The sequence below is a fragment of the Pseudomonas sp. NBRC 111143 genome (assembly GCF_001320965.1).
GTDB lineage: Bacteria > Pseudomonadota > Gammaproteobacteria > Pseudomonadales > Pseudomonadaceae > Aquipseudomonas > Aquipseudomonas machongensis.
The window spans coordinates 15,613-29,455 of record NZ_BCBT01000019.1; the positions used below are offsets into that span (position 1 = coordinate 15,613).

A 13,843-nucleotide genomic window follows, 5' to 3' on the forward strand; every position below is an offset into this window, starting at 1 on the left:
ATCCCGGATAGCTTAGACGCGATGCGCCGGATGGCTCGCTAAGAACAGTGACAGGGTGTGGCCACAGGAGTTTCAGAGCATTGTCCCCTGGTACAGGTGGCGTCACTGTGGAGTAGACTGTCCACCCTCTGCACTCACTAAGGACGTTGTCATGCTGAAGATCTGGGGTCGCAAGAACTCGAGCAATGTGCGCAAGGCGTTGTGGATTGCCCACGAGTTGGGGCTGGAGTTCGAGTCGATCGACGCCGGTGGGGCGTTCGGTGTGGTCAACGAGCCTCAGTACCGTGAGCGCAACCCCAATGGCCTGGTGCCGATGCTCGAGGATGGCGACTTCGTCCTCTGGGAGTCCAACACCATCGTGCGCTACCTGAGCGCTGAATATGGTGCCGAGCAGGGCTGGTACCTGGACGATCCGCGCCAGCGCGCCCTGGCGGACAAGTGGATGGACTGGACCACATCGTCCTTCGCCGCGCCGTTCCGCCCGCTGTTCTGGGGCATGCTGCGTACCCCAGAGAATGAGCGTGACTGGACGGTGATCAACGCTGCGCGGGAAAAGTGCGCAGAGTTGCTGGCGATCGTCGACAAGACGCTGGCAACCCAACCCTACCTGTCCGGTGAGCAGATCGGCATGGGCGACATTCCGCTGGGCTGCTTTGCCTACGCCTGGTTCGAGATGCCCATCGAGCGTCCCGATCTCCCCAACCTGCAGACCTGGTACGAGCGCCTGAAGACGCGTCCGGCCTATCAGGCCGCGGTAATGACAGCGCTGACCTGAGCGGATACCCCGCCCGTTTCGATAGTCACTATCGATATACATGACTGTACTTGTGCGGTCAGGCCTTGCACCATGGCCGCACTACTCACTGCGCCAGTGACTTGACCTGGCGTGTCCTGAACCTTTTTCTTCGGTACGTGACCCGCTATGAGTTCTGCCCTGTCCATAAGACAGCTGACCAAGACCTACGGCAACGGCTTTCAGGCCCTCAAGGGCATCGACCTGGAGGTCGCCGAAGGTGACTTCTTTGCCTTGCTCGGCCCCAATGGCGCCGGTAAATCCACCACCATCGGCATTCTCTCGACCCTGGTGAACAAGACCAGCGGCACGGTGAATGTCTTCGGCCACGACCTGGACCGCCAGCCAGCCGCGCTCAAGCGCAGCATCGGCGTGGTGCCCCAGGAGTTCAACTTCAACCAGTTCGAGAAGACCTTCGACATCGTCGTCACCCAGGCCGGCTACTACGGCATCCCGCCGAAGCTGGCCAAGGAGCGTGCCGAGCAGTACCTCACCCAACTGGGGCTGTGGGACAAGCGCGACGTGCAGTCGCGGTCGCTGTCCGGCGGCATGAAGCGTCGCCTGATGATCGCCCGTGCGCTGATCCATGAGCCGCGCTTGCTGATCCTCGACGAGCCGACGGCTGGCGTGGATATCGAACTGCGTCGCTCGATGTGGAGTTTCCTCACCGAGCTGAACCAGAAAGGCATCACCATCATCCTCACCACCCACTATCTCGAGGAAGCCGAGCAGCTGTGCCGCAACATCGGCATCATCGACCACGGCACCATTGTCGAGAACACCAGCATGCGCCAGTTGCTGGGCAAGCTGCACGTCGAGACCTTCGTCCTCGACCTCAAGCAGGACCTGCCCGCGGCGCCGAAGCTGCAAGGTTACCCGTGCCGGCTGATCACGCCGCACACGCTGGAAGTGCAGGTGGAAAAGGATATCGGCATCACTGCGTTGTTCGGCCAATTGGCGTTGCAGAAGATCGAGGTGCAGAGCCTGCGTAACAAGACCAACCGACTCGAGGAGTTGTTCGTGGCCCTGGTGGAAAAGAACCTGTCGAAGGTGGCGGTATGAGTGTGGAACTGCGCACCAACTGGGTCGCCCTGAATACGATCGTCTATCGCGAGGTTCGACGCTTTCTGCGTATCTGGCCGCAGACCCTGCTGCCGCCGGCGATCACCATGGTGCTGTACTTCGTCATCTTCGGTAACCTGATCGGCCGTCAGATCGGCGACATGGGTGGCTTCACCTACATGGAGTACATCGTGCCGGGGCTGATCATGATGTCGGTGATCACCAACTCCTACGGCAACGTGGTGTCGAGCTTCTTCGGCAGCAAGTTCCAGCGTTCGATCGAAGAGTTGATGGTCTCGCCGGTCTCGCCGCACACCATTCTCGTCGGCTACGCCCTCGGTGGTGTGTTGCGCGGCCTGGCGGTCGGCGTGATCGTGACCATCCTGTCGATGTTCTTCACCCACCTGCAGGTGCATCACTTGGGTGTGACCATCGTTGTGGTGCTGCTGACGGCGACGATCTTCTCGCTGCTGGGGTTCGTCAATGCCGTTTTCGCACGTAATTTCGACGATATCTCGATCATTCCGACCTTTGTTCTGACACCGCTGACCTACCTGGGTGGCGTGTTCTACTCCATCAACCTGCTGCCGCCGTTCTGGCAGACCGTGTCGCTGGCGAACCCGGTGCTGCACATGGTCAACTCGTTCCGCTACGGCATTCTAGGGGTGTCGGATATCAGCATTGGTACTGCGATCACCTTCATGCTGGTGGCTACCGCAGTGCTCTATACCCTGTGCGTCCGCCTGCTGGTCAGTGGTCGCGGCATGCGTGCATGACACTCTGCACTTGCGCCGGCGCCACTGCCGGCCGACCCACCAGCGCCAGTAGAGCAAGGTGGTGAAGTAGGCGGCAACGCCCAGTATCACGCCGCACACCACCGAGCCGAGCAGGAACGGCTGCCAGACGGTGGACAGTTGGTCGGTGATCCATTCGAAGGTCAGTTCTTCCGGGAGCGTTCGCGGAGGAATCTGCATCAACCACGCGCCGGTCATGTAGGTGACGAAGAACACCGGTGGCATGGTCAGCGGGTTGGTCAGCCAGACCAGGCTGACCGCGATGGGCAGGTTGCCGCGTACCGGTATCGCCAGGCTGGCGGCCAGCAGCATCTGCATGGGGATGGGGATGAGCGCTGCGAACAACCCTACGCCCATGGCCCGAGCGACCGAATGGCGATTCAGGTGCCAGAGGTTGGGGTCGTGCAGCAATCGGCCGAAAAAGCGTAAGGACTTGTGTTCCCGAATGCTGGTCGGATCCGGCATGTAGCGTTTGAAGAGGCGGCGCGGCATGTAGGCTCCCGGTGCTCGAATAGGGCGAGTATGCCTTGATTCCACGTCAGCCTCGTTCAGAGTTTGTGACAATTGTTGAGTGAGCTCGGCGGCCAAACAGGCCTAGCCTGACGGGGCGATTACGCTTGCGGAGCTTTACTTCATGCGCACAGGGATGTCTGCGCTGGCGCTCGGGTTGTTGAGCCTGGGTCTCTTGCCTGCCTTGCCGTCGGTCGGATGGCTGTTCCTTCTGTTCTTGTCGGCACTGATGTGCCTGTTCACTCGCGTCTGGCCGATAGGGTGGTTCCTGCTGGGGCTGAGCTGGGCCTGCTGGTCGGCGCAGCAGGCCCTTGATGATCGCCTGATCGCCGAGCTCGATGGGCGCACGCTGTGGCTGGAGGGCAGGGTGACGGGGCTGGCGACGCAGTCCGGGCGCAGCGTGCGTTTCGAGCTGGACGAGGCACAGTCCCGGCGTGCGAAGTTACCCCGCCGGATGCAACTGAGCTGGTTCGACGGCCCCATGGTCCGGACTGGCGAGCGCTGGCGGCTCGCGGTCAACCTCAGACGCCCTCAGGGGCTGCTCAATCCCCATGGTCCCGACCGCGAAGCGATGCTGCTGGCACGGCGCATTGGTGCCACAGGAACGGTCAGGGCCGGGGAGATGCTGGCCCCGGCGAGCGGGGGCTGGCGCGACAGGCTGCGCCAGCGCTTGCTGGCGGTGGACGCCCAAGGGCGGGAGGTGGTGCTGGCGGCGCTGGTGCTCGGTGACGGTTCTGGGCTGGCGCGGGAGGACTGGCAGGCCTTGCAGGCGACCGGCACCGTGCACCTGATGGTGATTTCGGGGCAGCACATTGGCTTGCTGGCGGGGCTGATCTATGGGCTGGTTGCCGGACTGGCCCGTCTGGGTGCCTGGCCAGGGAGGCTACCGTGGTTGCCCTGGGCGTGCGGCCTGGCGATGGCAGCAGCCTTGGCCTATGGCGCCCTGGCTGGCTTTCAGGTGCCGGTGCAGCGTGCATGCCTGATGCTGGCCACTGTCTTGGTCTGGCGTCTGCGCTTTCGTCATCTGGGGGCGTTCTTCCCCTTGTTGCTGGCTTTGGTAGGTGTATTGCTGTTCGAGCCCCTGGCCAGCCTGATGCCGGGCTTCTGGCTGTCTTTCGCGGCGGTGGCAGTGCTGATCTACTGCTTCAGCGCGCGTCTGGGTGGCTGGCGGCCCTGGCAGGCCTGGAGTCGTGCTCAATGGGTGATCGCCATCGGTTTGCTGCCCGCGATGCTGGCGCTGGGTCTGCCTGTTAGCCTCAGCGCGCCGTTGGTCAATCTCCTGGCAGTACCCTGGATCAGCCTGGCGGTGTTGCCATTGGCCCTGCTCGGAACGGCGACGCTGCCGTTGGCAGGGGTGGGGGAATCGTTGCTGTGGCTGGCAGGTGGGTTGATCGACCTGATGTTTCGCGCGCTCGGCCTGCTGGCCGAATGGCGTCCACCCTGGACGCCCCCGCCGCTTTCGCTGTGGGCGTGGACGCTGGTGTGTGCGGGCGCGTTGCTGCTCTTGCTGCCACGCGGCGTGCCGCTGCGAGGACTGGGGGCGGTGATGCTGCTGGCGCTGTGGGCGCCTCGCGAGCAGGTGCCGCACGCAGAGGTGGACGTCTGGCAACTGGATGTTGGCCAAGGCTTGGCGGTGCTGTTGCGCACGCGGCATCACAGTCTGCTTTACGATGCCGGGCCGGCGATGGGCGCCAGTGACCTTGGGCAGACCGTGGTGCTGCCGACCTTGCGCAGGCTGGGTGTCAACCAGCTCGATCTGATGCTGATCAGCCATGCACATGCCGACCACGCCGGCGGCGCTCTCGCCGTGCAGCGCGGCCTGCCGGTGGTGCGGGTGCTGGCTGGCGAAGCACGGGAGTTGCCCGCAGTCTTGGACGCGCAGGTGTGCAGCAGTGGTGAGCGCTGGGAGTGGGATGGCGTGACTTTCTCGCTGTGGCACTGGCCCAGTGGCAAGAACAGCAACGACCGCTCCTGTGTGCTGCTGGTCGAGGCCCAGGGTGAGCGCTTGCTGCTGGCTGGCGACATGGAGGCCGGTGCCGAGCGTGCCTGGCTGGAGTCCGCCGATGCGGCGCGTATCGACTGGCTGCAGTCCCCGCATCATGGTAGCCGTAGTTCCTCCACCGAGCCTTTCATCCGCGCCATCGCGCCGCGTGGCGTGATGATTTCCCGTGGGCGACACAATGGTTTCGGTCACCCGCACCCGCAGGTGATCGAGCGCTATCGGCGGCATGGGCTGGCAGTGCATGACACGGCACTGCAAGGGGCGCTGCGCCTGCGACTGGGCAGGCACGGAGAGGTCGAGGGATTGCGTGCGCAGCGGCGCTTCTGGCGTGAGCCGCCTTCCTAGGCCGTGCACACCTGAAATATGCTGGTCACCCGCCAGCCCCTGACCTTCGGCAGATGAGCCCCATGTCTGCCTATGGTAGAGTGGCGGCCTTTTTCAGGGGGATGCTTACTGTGTGGGAATTGGTCAAGTCCGGCGGCTGGATGATGCTGCCGATCATTCTGAGCTCCGTCGCAGCCATGGCAATTGTCGTCGAGCGCCTGTGGACCCTGCGTGCCAGTCGCGTCACCCCGCCGCACCTGCTGGGCCAGGTATGGATGTGGATCAAGGACAAGCAACTGACCAGTGACAAGCTCAAGGCTTTGCGCGCCGACTCCCCCTTGGGCGAGATCCTCGCCGCGGGCCTGGCAAACTCTCGCCATGGCCGCGAGATCATGAAGGAATGCATCGAGGAGGCCGCCTCCCGGGTCATCCACGAGCTCGAGCGCTACATCAGCACCCTGGGCACCATCGCTGCAATGGCGCCGTTGCTCGGTCTGCTTGGCACCGTACTTGGCATGATCGACATCTTCAGTGCGTTCATGGGCTCGCAGATGACTGCCAACGCCGCGGTGCTCGCCGGGGGTATTTCCAAGGCGCTGGTGACCACCGCAGCGGGCCTGATGGTTGGTATCCCCGCCGTATTCTTCCACCGTTTCCTGCTGCGCCGCATCGATGAGCTGGTGGTTGGCATGGAGCAGGAGGCGATCAAGCTGGTCGAGGTGCTGCAGGGCGATCGCGAGGTCGAGGTGGCCGGAGGCAAGGCGTGAAGTTCCGGCGCAATCGACAACGCGAGAACGTCGACATCAACCTTGCATCGCTGATCGATGTGGTGTTCGTGCTCTTGCTGTTCTTCGTGGTCACCACCACGTTCACCCGCGAGACCCAACTGCGTGTCGAACTGCCCGAGGCCGCCAGCGGCGCACCGGCCGCGCCGCAGGATGGCAAGCTGGTGGAGGTGACGATCAGCGCCGATGGTGTGTATTCGGTGAACAACCACCTGCTGCCCAAGAGCGACCTGGCCACCCTGACCGAGGCCCTTGAGCGAGAGTCCGGGGGGGATAACACATTGCCTCTGGCGATCAGTGCCGATGGCAAGACCCCGCACCAGGCGGTGATCACGGCGATGGATGCTGCCGGCAAGCTCGGCTTCAGCCACCTGCGCATGACCACCGTCGAGGCGGCTCCGGGGACGCCCTGATGGCTTTCACCGATCGTCTGCTCGCGGCCTGGTACCAAGGCCATCCCGCTCTGGGGCTGTTGCGCCCGCTCGAGGCCCTTTACCGGCGGGTGGTGACGCGCAAGCGTGCGCGTTTCCTGAGTGGCGAAAGCGCCAGCTATCGGGCTCCGGTGCCGGTCATCGTGGTGGGTAATATCACCGTCGGGGGGACCGGCAAGACGCCCATGATCCTCTGGCTGATCGAGCATTGCCGAAGCCTGGGGCTGAAGGTCGGCGTGGTCAGTCGTGGATATGGCGCCAAGCCGCCTCATTTCCCCTGGCGGGTCCGCGCCAGTCAGAGCGCTGCGCAGGCCGGAGACGAACCGTTGCTGATCGTGCAGCGTACCGACGTGCCGCTGATGATCGACCCTGACCGATCCCGTGCCGTGCGAGCGCTGTTGGCCAGCGAGCCCTTGGACCTGATTCTCTGTGATGACGGCATGCAGCATTACCGGCTGGCGCGCGACCTGGAGCTGGTGCTGATCGACGCGGCCCGTGGTCTCGGCAACGGCCGATGCCTGCCGGCCGGCCCGTTGCGTGAGCCGGTCGAGCGCCTGGATGACGTCGGTGCAGTGCTGCACAACGGTGCGACCGTCGATCCGCCGCGTGGATTCGCGTTCGGTCTGCGCCCGAGTGCATTGGTCAACCTACGTACCGGCGAGCGTCGTCCGCTCGAGCATTTTCCTGCCGGTCAGGCCCTTCATGCCGTGGCTGGCATTGGCAACCCGCAACGTTTCTTCAACACCCTGCAAGGGCTAAACTGGCAGCCCGTGCCGCACCCTTTCGCCGACCATGCGCAGTTCGATGCCCAGAGCCTGGCATTCGAGCCACCGCTGCCATTGGTCATGACTGAAAAGGACGCGGTGAAATGCCGTGACTTTGCAGGTGACGACTGGTGGTACCTGGCCGTTGATGCCGAACCGTCTCCATCCTTCGTCGCCTGGTTCGATGCGCAGCTCGCTCGTCTGCTGCCTTGAATCACTTCCACTTTCCGGCCTCCGGCCTCAAGGACACCTCCATGGACACCAAACTGCTCGATATCCTGGCCTGCCCGATCACCAAAAGCCCACTCAAGCTCAGCGCCGACAAGACCGAGCTGATCAGCAAGGGCGCCGGCCTGGCCTATCCGATCCGCGACGGCATCCCGGTCATGCTGGAGAGCGAGGCGCGCACCCTGAGCGACGACGAGCGCCTGGACAAATGAGCCTGAATTTCACTGTGGTGATTCCTGCCAGGCTGCGCTCCACGCGCCTGCCGGGCAAGCCGTTGCTACCGATCGCCGGCAAGCCAATGATCCAGCATGTCTGGGAACAGGCCCTCAAGAGCGGTGCTGCACGGGTAGTCATTGCTACCGACGATGCCAGCATTCTTGAAGCATGCCAGGCCTTTGGCGCCGAAGTGCTGATGACGCGTGCCGACCATGAGTCGGGTACCGACCGTTTGGCCGAGGTGGTCGCGCATCTGGGGCTGCCGCCAGACGCCATCGTGGTCAACGTGCAGGGTGACGAGCCGTTGATTCCGCCGGTGATCATCGACCAAGTGGCCGCCAATCTGGCGGCTCACCCCGAGGCGGGTATCGCAACCCTGGCCGAGCCGATCCACGAGCCGCAAAGCGTGTTCAACCCTAACGCGGTCAAGGTGGTCAGCGACAAGAATGGCCTTGCCCTGACCTTCAGTCGTGCGCCGCTGCCATGGGCGCGCGATGCCTTCGCCAAAGGCCGCGACCTGTTGCCGGAAGGGGTGCCGTATCGTCGTCATATCGGCATGTATGCCTACCGTGTCGGCTTCCTGCAGGATTTCGTCGGTTGGGGCCCGTGCTGGCTCGAGCAGACCGAGGCGCTGGAGCAGTTGCGGGCGCTTTGGCATGGGGTGCGTATCCATGTCGAGGATGCCATCGAAGCGCCGGCAGTGGGTGTCGATACCCCTGAAGACCTGGAGCGCGTACGGCGCTTGCTGGAGGCCTGATGCGCGTATTGTTCGTCTGCCTGGGCAATATCTGCCGTTCACCCACCGCCGAGGGTGTTCTGCGCCACCAATTGCAGGCTGCAGGGCTTGCAGAGCGCGTGCACGTGGCCTCAGCAGGCACCGGAGACTGGCACGTGGGCAAGGCGCCCGACAGCCGTACCTGCAAGGCTGCACTGGTACGGGGTTATGACTTGTCGCGCCAGCGCGCACAGCAGGTCAAGGCCGCTCACTTCGGTGAGTACGACCTGATCCTGGCCATGGACAAGAGCAATCTGGGTAACCTGCAGGCGCTACGCCCGCACGATGCGCACGGCGAGCTCGACCTGTTCCTGCGCAGGTATGGCGCGATGCTGGATGAGGTGCCGGACCCTTACTATGGCGGTGCCGAAGGTTTCGAGCAGGTTCTGGACCTGATCGAAGCGGCCTGTCGCGAGCTGGTCGTGGAAATCAAGGGGCGGTTATGACAGCGCAGTGGCAGGAGCGTGTATCGCTCAAGCCGTTCAACACCTTCGGTATCGACGTCAAGGCGCGCTACCTCGCTTTGGCCCATGACGACGATGAAGTCCGCCAGGCTCTGGCGCTGGCTGCGCAACGGCAGTTGCCGGTGCTGGTGGTCGGCGGCGGCAGCAACCTGCTGCTGACCCGCGACGTCGATGCCTTGGTACTGCACATGGCCAGTCGTGGCCGACGCATCCTCAGTGACGATGGCGAGCGTGTCGTGATCGAGGCCGAAGCAGGCGAGCCCTGGCATCCGTTCGTGCAATGGAGCCTGGCGCAGGGCCTGTGCGGGCTGGAGAACCTCAGCCTGATCCCCGGCACGGTCGGGGCGGCACCGATGCAGAATGTCGGTGCGTACGGGGTCGAGATCAAGGATGTGTTCGCAGGGTTGACCGCTCTGGACCGTGAGACCGGCCAGCTGCGCGACTTCACGTTGAACGAGTGTGCGTTCGCCTATCGCGACAGTGTGTTCAAGCGCAACCCGGGCCGTTGGTTGATCCTGCGGGTGCGTTTCGTGCTGAGCCGTACATTGCGTGCGCACCTGGACTACGGGCCGGTTCGACAGCGCCTGAAAGAGCAGGGCGTGCAGGAGGTGACTGCACAGGCCATCAGCGATGCCATCTGCAGCATCCGTCGCGAAAAGCTTCCGGATCCGGCCGAGCTGGGCAATGCTGGCAGCTTCTTCAAGAACCCGGTGGTCTCGGCGCAGTTGACTGAGAGTATTCGCGCACGTTATCCGAGTCTGGTCGCCTATCCCCAGTCTGAGGGGCAGGTCAAGCTGGCGGCAGGCTGGCTGATCGAGCAGGCGGGCTGGAAGGGCTACCGTGAGGGTGATGCTGGTGTGCATCGCTTGCAGTCGCTGGTGCTGGTCAATTACGGCCAGGCGAGTGGCGCACAGTTGCACGCCCTGGCGCAGCGAATCCAGGCGGATATCCTTGAACGGTTTGGCGTCGAGTTGGAGATGGAGCCAAATCTGTACTGATCGCCACCACCAGGCTGGCCCGGCTTTCCTGGGTTTTGAGCGATAAAGAAAAACCCCCGCCAGTTCGCACTGGCGGGGGTTTTTCATTCAGCTGCTGGAATCAACCGTGGTGAGGTTTGTGCTCATCCTCGGTGGTTTCCAGTGCCGGGGCAGCTTCGGCGGCAGCCTGGGCTGCGGCAGCAGCAGCGGCAGCGGCTTCAGCCTCACGCTTGCGGCGACGCACTTCACGCGGGTCGTTCGGCGCACGGCCGTTCGGCAGCATGATGGTGGCCGCTTCCTCAACAGCCGGCTCTTGGGCCGGAGCAGTTTCAGCTACGGCAGGGGCAGCCTCTTCGGCAGGGGCTGTTTCAGCGACGACCGGTGCTGCCTCGACAGCCACTGGCTCGACCACGACAGGCTCGATCACTTCGGCTTCGACAGCGGATGCTTGCTCTACGGCAGTTTCAGCAACCGGTGCCTTCTCCGCTTCGCTCGCTTCCACGGCCGGTGCTTCGGTGGCTGGCGCTTCGACTGCAGGCGCAGGCTCGCTGGTGGCCACTTCGGCCTGTGGTTGTGCAGGCGCTTCGACGACAGGCTCGATGCCTGGTTCGACCACGGTCACAGGCGCATTGAGCGGCTGCTCGACGACAGGCGCGATCGCGACTTCCTCAGCTTTGGCGACAACCTCGGCCGGCTCGACGGGCTGAACCACTTCACGGTCGTCAGCCTCCACGACAGTGGCGGTGGCGCGCTCGGCCTGCTCGTTGGCCTGGACCTCGGCGTCGGCACTGATATTGCTGCTGGCAACGGCAGCGGTGACTGCCAGGCCTGCGGCCAGTTCGGCACCCAGCTCAGTGGCCTTGTGCTGCTGTGGCTGCTGCTCTTCGCCGGTTTCATCATCGCCGTCGATCAGTTCACCATTGGCATTGCGCTGGCGCTCACGACGGTTGCTGCGGCGACGCTGACCACGGGAGCGGCGGCGAGGGCGTTCGCCATCGGCACCCTCCTGCTCATCCTGCAGCAGTTCTTCGTTAGGCAGTTGCTCCTCGCTCGCCTCGGCAGCCTGTTCGGCGGCACGTGGCTGGCGCTCTTCGCGCGGCTGGCGTGGTTGCCTTTCTTCGCGTGGTGCGCGCTCTTCACGCTCCTCGCGTGGTGCGCGTTCCTCACGGGCCGGGCGCTCTTCACGAGGTGCGCGCTCTTCGCGTGGGGCACGTTCTTCGCGTGGTGCCCGTTCTTCGCGTGGTGCGCGTTCCTCACGTGGTGCGCGCTCTTCGCGGGCTACGCGTTCCTCGCGAGATGCACGCTCTTCGCGTGGAGCACGCTCCTCACGGGCCGCCGGGGCGGTATCCAGTGGCTCGCGCAATTCGCGGACGCGTTCTTCACGATTACCACGACGGTCTTCGCGTGGTTGACGAGGTGCACGTTCTTCACGTGGTGCGCGCTCTTCGCGTGGCGCACGCTCTTCACGTGGCTGGCGCTCTTCGCGTGGGGTGCGCTCACTGCGCTCTTCACGCGGTTTGCGGTCTTCATCGCGACGGCCATTGCGGTTGCGGCTCTGCTGACGGCCGTTGCGGCGTTCCTCGTTGCGCTGGCTGCGCTCGGTGGTTGGCTTCTCGGGGGTGGCGGCGGGAGCGACGACGGGTTCTTCCTTGCCGGCGAACAGGCTGACCAGCGACTTGACCAGGCCCTTGAACAGGCTTGGCTCTGGCGCGGCGACAGGCGCTGGAGCGGTTGCAGCAGGTTTTTCTTCGCTCGGGCTAGGCTCGGGAGCGTTGGTACGAGCCGGAGCGGTCTTCACTGCAGCTTCCTGGCGAACCAGGGTGCGGGTAGCGGTTGGTTGCGGCGCTTCCTCGGCTTCGCTGGTGGCGATCTCGTAGCTCGACTGGTTGTTCAGCACGTCCGGATTGTCGTCGCGCAGGCGCTGGACTTCGAAGTGCGGGGTTTCCAGGTGGTCGTTCGGCAGGATGATGATGCGTGCACGGGTGCGCAGTTCGATCTTGGTGATCGAGTTGCGCTTCTCGTTGAGCAGGAAGGCGGCTACCGGGATCGGCACCTGTGCGCGTACCTCGGCGGTACGGTCCTTCAGTGCTTCTTCCTCGATCAGGCGCAGGATGGCCAGCGACAGGGACTCGACGTCACGGATGATGCCGGTGCCCGAGCAGCGCGGGCAGACGATGCCGCTGCTTTCGCCTAGCGACGGACGCAGGCGCTGGCGAGACATCTCCAGCAGGCCGAAGCGCGAGATGCGGCCGACCTGGACGCGGGCGCGGTCGGCTTCGAGGCATTCGCGAACGCGTTCCTCGACGGCGCGCTGGTTCTTGGCCGGGGTCATGTCGATGAAGTCGATGACGATCAGGCCACCGATGTCACGCAGGCGCAGCTGGCGGGCGATTTCCTCAGCCGCTTCCAGGTTGGTCTGCAGGGCGGTTTCCTCGATGTCGCTGCCTTTGGTGGCGCGCGCCGAGTTGATGTCGATGGAGACCAGGGCTTCGGTCGGATCGATGACGATCGAACCGCCGGACGGCAGGTCGACCACGCGCTGGAAGGCGGTCTCGATCTGGCTTTCGATCTGGAAGCGGTTGAACAGCGGGACGCTGTCTTCGTACAGCTTGACCTTGCTGGCGTACTGCGGCATCACCTGGCGGATGAAGGTCAGGGCTTCTTCCTGGGCATCGATGCTGTCGATCAGTACTTCACCGATGTCCTGGCGCAGGTAGTCGCGAATGGCGCGGATGATGACGTTGCTTTCCTGGTAGATCAGGAAGGGCGCGACGCGATCCTGAGAGGCTTCCTTGATGGCGGTCCAGAGTTGCAGCAGGTAGTCGAGGTCCCACTGCATCTCTTCGCTGCTGCGGCCCAGGCCGGCGGTGCGCACGATCAGGCCCATGTCGCCAGGAACGGTCAGGCCGTTGAGGGCTTCGCGCAGCTCGTTGCGCTCTTCGCCTTCGATGCGGCGGGAAATGCCGCCTGCGCGTGGGTTGTTCGGCATCAGGACCAGGTAGCGGCCGGCGAGGCTGATGAAGGTGGTCAGGGCAGCGCCCTTGTTGCCACGTTCTTCTTTCTCGACCTGGACGATGACTTCCTGGCCTTCGCTCAGCACTTCCTTGATGTTCACCCGACCTTCAGGCGACTTCTTGAAATACTCGCGGGAGATTTCCTTCAGCGGCAGGAAGCCGTGACGTTCGGAACCGAAGTCGACGAAGGCGGCTTCGAGGCTGGGTTCGATGCGGGTGATCTTGCCTTTGTAGATGTTGGCCTTTTTCTGCTCACGCGCGCCGGACTCGATATCCAGGTCGTAGAGGCGTTGGCCATCCACCAGGGCTACACGCAACTCTTCGGGTTGAGTTGCGTTAATCAGCATTCTTTTCATGTTGTACCGTCGGTTTCCGGGCTGCCGGAAACGGCGTTCGGCACACACGACTTCTCATGGTCGGTGCCAAGGTGCGCAAAGGGTGGCGTGCCACCCCCGTGTCCAACGACGTTCGGCACCAGCCGGTTGCCCAGCCTGCCGTTGTCGCGACGACGCGTCCTGTTTGCTGCGGTGCCTATCGCACTCAGTCAGGAGGAGGAATCAGCCGAGGGCCGTGGACGCCTCTGGGGCATCTGCAAACACCGGTTCCGCTCGCCGGGCCATTACAGTGGGCCGGTGGCCGGCCGTGCTGTACGGTCCGGGCTGTACATCTCCACCCTGCACGTATCCCTGATAATTCGGGTGCTG

The 13,843-nt window shown here is 63.9% G+C and carries 13 protein-coding genes; 11 read left to right on the top strand and 2 right to left on the bottom strand.

Going from position 1 to position 13,843, the window contains the following annotated elements:
• Nucleotides 1-151 precede the first annotated feature (151 nt).
• The 3 genes from APH44_RS12745 to APH44_RS12755 all read left to right on the top strand — a co-directional run bounded on the left by APH44_RS12745 (nt 152) and on the right by APH44_RS12755 (nt 2,631).
• Nucleotides 152-775 carry a glutathione S-transferase gene (locus APH44_RS12745; protein WP_054893053.1) on the top strand — a complete coding sequence of 208 codons (624 nt, stop codon included), beginning with the start codon at nt 152-154 and terminating at the stop codon, nt 773-775.
• 147 nt (nt 776-922) lie between these two features.
• Nucleotides 923-1,855: an ABC transporter ATP-binding protein gene (locus APH44_RS12750; RefSeq protein WP_054893054.1), complete on the top strand. Its 933-nt coding sequence runs from the start codon at nt 923-925 to the stop codon at nt 1,853-1,855.
• On the top strand, nt 1,852-2,631 hold the full coding sequence (locus APH44_RS12755) for an ABC transporter permease (RefSeq protein ID WP_054893055.1): 780 nt from the start codon (nt 1,852-1,854) through the stop codon (nt 2,629-2,631). Before APH44_RS12750 ends, APH44_RS12755 begins: the two co-directional genes overlap by 4 nt.
• On the opposite strand, the gene APH44_RS29105 is transcribed toward APH44_RS12755, so the two are convergent.
• Nucleotides 2,515-3,141 carry a DUF2062 domain-containing protein gene (locus APH44_RS29105; RefSeq protein ID WP_156343749.1) on the bottom strand — a complete coding sequence of 209 codons (627 nt, stop codon included), beginning with the start codon at nt 3,139-3,141 and terminating at the stop codon, nt 2,515-2,517. The two genes, APH44_RS12755 and APH44_RS29105, sit on opposite strands and share 117 nt — an antisense overlap.
• A 142-nt stretch (nt 3,142-3,283) precedes the next feature.
• Between APH44_RS29105 and APH44_RS12765 the strand changes: the two genes are divergently transcribed.
• The 8 genes from APH44_RS12765 to murB all read left to right on the top strand — a co-directional run bounded on the left by APH44_RS12765 (nt 3,284) and on the right by murB (nt 10,146).
• Complete coding sequence (locus APH44_RS12765) at nt 3,284-5,506, top strand: DNA internalization-related competence protein ComEC/Rec2 (protein ID WP_054893057.1); 2,223 nt, start codon at nt 3,284-3,286, stop codon at nt 5,504-5,506.
• Nucleotides 5,507-5,616: 110 nt separating this feature from the next.
• Nucleotides 5,617-6,252: a MotA/TolQ/ExbB proton channel family protein gene (locus APH44_RS12770; RefSeq protein WP_054893125.1), complete on the top strand. Its 636-nt coding sequence runs from the start codon at nt 5,617-5,619 to the stop codon at nt 6,250-6,252.
• Nucleotides 6,249-6,683, top strand: a complete 435-nt coding sequence (locus tag APH44_RS12775) for a biopolymer transporter ExbD (protein ID WP_054893058.1) — start codon at nt 6,249-6,251, stop codon at nt 6,681-6,683. The genes APH44_RS12770 and APH44_RS12775 overlap by 4 nt, the downstream gene beginning before the upstream one ends.
• A complete protein-coding gene (gene lpxK, locus APH44_RS12780) occupies nt 6,683-7,678 on the top strand; it encodes a tetraacyldisaccharide 4'-kinase (RefSeq protein WP_054893059.1) in 996 nt (331 codons plus the stop codon). The genes APH44_RS12775 and lpxK overlap by 1 nt, the downstream gene beginning before the upstream one ends.
• 41 nt (nt 7,679-7,719) lie before the next feature.
• Complete coding sequence (locus tag APH44_RS12785) at nt 7,720-7,905, top strand: Trm112 family protein (protein ID WP_054893060.1); 186 nt, start codon at nt 7,720-7,722, stop codon at nt 7,903-7,905.
• Nucleotides 7,902-8,666 (top strand): 3-deoxy-manno-octulosonate cytidylyltransferase, encoded by a 765-nt coding sequence (kdsB, locus tag APH44_RS12790; RefSeq protein WP_054893061.1) that lies wholly within the window; start codon nt 7,902-7,904, stop codon nt 8,664-8,666. Before APH44_RS12785 ends, kdsB begins: the two co-directional genes overlap by 4 nt.
• Complete coding sequence (locus tag APH44_RS12795; RefSeq protein WP_054893062.1) at nt 8,666-9,130, top strand: low molecular weight protein-tyrosine-phosphatase; 465 nt, start codon at nt 8,666-8,668, stop codon at nt 9,128-9,130. Before kdsB ends, APH44_RS12795 begins: the two co-directional genes overlap by 1 nt.
• On the top strand, nt 9,127-10,146 hold the full coding sequence (gene murB, locus APH44_RS12800; protein WP_054893063.1) for a UDP-N-acetylmuramate dehydrogenase: 1,020 nt from the start codon (nt 9,127-9,129) through the stop codon (nt 10,144-10,146). Before APH44_RS12795 ends, murB begins: the two co-directional genes overlap by 4 nt.
• Before the next feature lie 100 nt (nt 10,147-10,246).
• Here the strand turns inward: murB and rne are convergent, their stop codons facing one another.
• A complete protein-coding gene (gene rne, locus APH44_RS12805) occupies nt 10,247-13,495 on the bottom strand; it encodes a ribonuclease E (protein WP_054893064.1) in 3,249 nt (1,082 codons plus the stop codon).
• Between the last annotated feature and the right edge of the window lie 348 nt (nt 13,496-13,843).

Coding starts and splice junctions, on each gene's coding strand:
- APH44_RS29105 (WP_156343749.1), bottom strand. CDS start 3,141: ATGCCGCGCCGCCTCTTCAAACGCTACATGCCGGATCCGACCAGCATT.
- lpxK (WP_054893059.1), top strand. CDS start 6,683: ATGGCTTTCACCGATCGTCTGCTCGCGGCCTGGTACCAAGGCCATCCC.
- rne (WP_054893064.1), bottom strand. CDS start 13,495: ATGAAAAGAATGCTGATTAACGCAACTCAACCCGAAGAGTTGCGTGTA.
- APH44_RS12750 (WP_054893054.1), top strand. CDS start 923: ATGAGTTCTGCCCTGTCCATAAGACAGCTGACCAAGACCTACGGCAAC.
- APH44_RS12755 (WP_054893055.1), top strand. CDS start 1,852: ATGAGTGTGGAACTGCGCACCAACTGGGTCGCCCTGAATACGATCGTC.
- APH44_RS12765 (WP_054893057.1), top strand. CDS start 3,284: ATGCGCACAGGGATGTCTGCGCTGGCGCTCGGGTTGTTGAGCCTGGGT.
- APH44_RS12745 (WP_054893053.1), top strand. CDS start 152: ATGCTGAAGATCTGGGGTCGCAAGAACTCGAGCAATGTGCGCAAGGCG.
- APH44_RS12795 (WP_054893062.1), top strand. CDS start 8,666: ATGCGCGTATTGTTCGTCTGCCTGGGCAATATCTGCCGTTCACCCACC.
- murB (WP_054893063.1), top strand. CDS start 9,127: ATGACAGCGCAGTGGCAGGAGCGTGTATCGCTCAAGCCGTTCAACACC.
- APH44_RS12785 (WP_054893060.1), top strand. CDS start 7,720: ATGGACACCAAACTGCTCGATATCCTGGCCTGCCCGATCACCAAAAGC.
- kdsB (WP_054893061.1), top strand. CDS start 7,902: ATGAGCCTGAATTTCACTGTGGTGATTCCTGCCAGGCTGCGCTCCACG.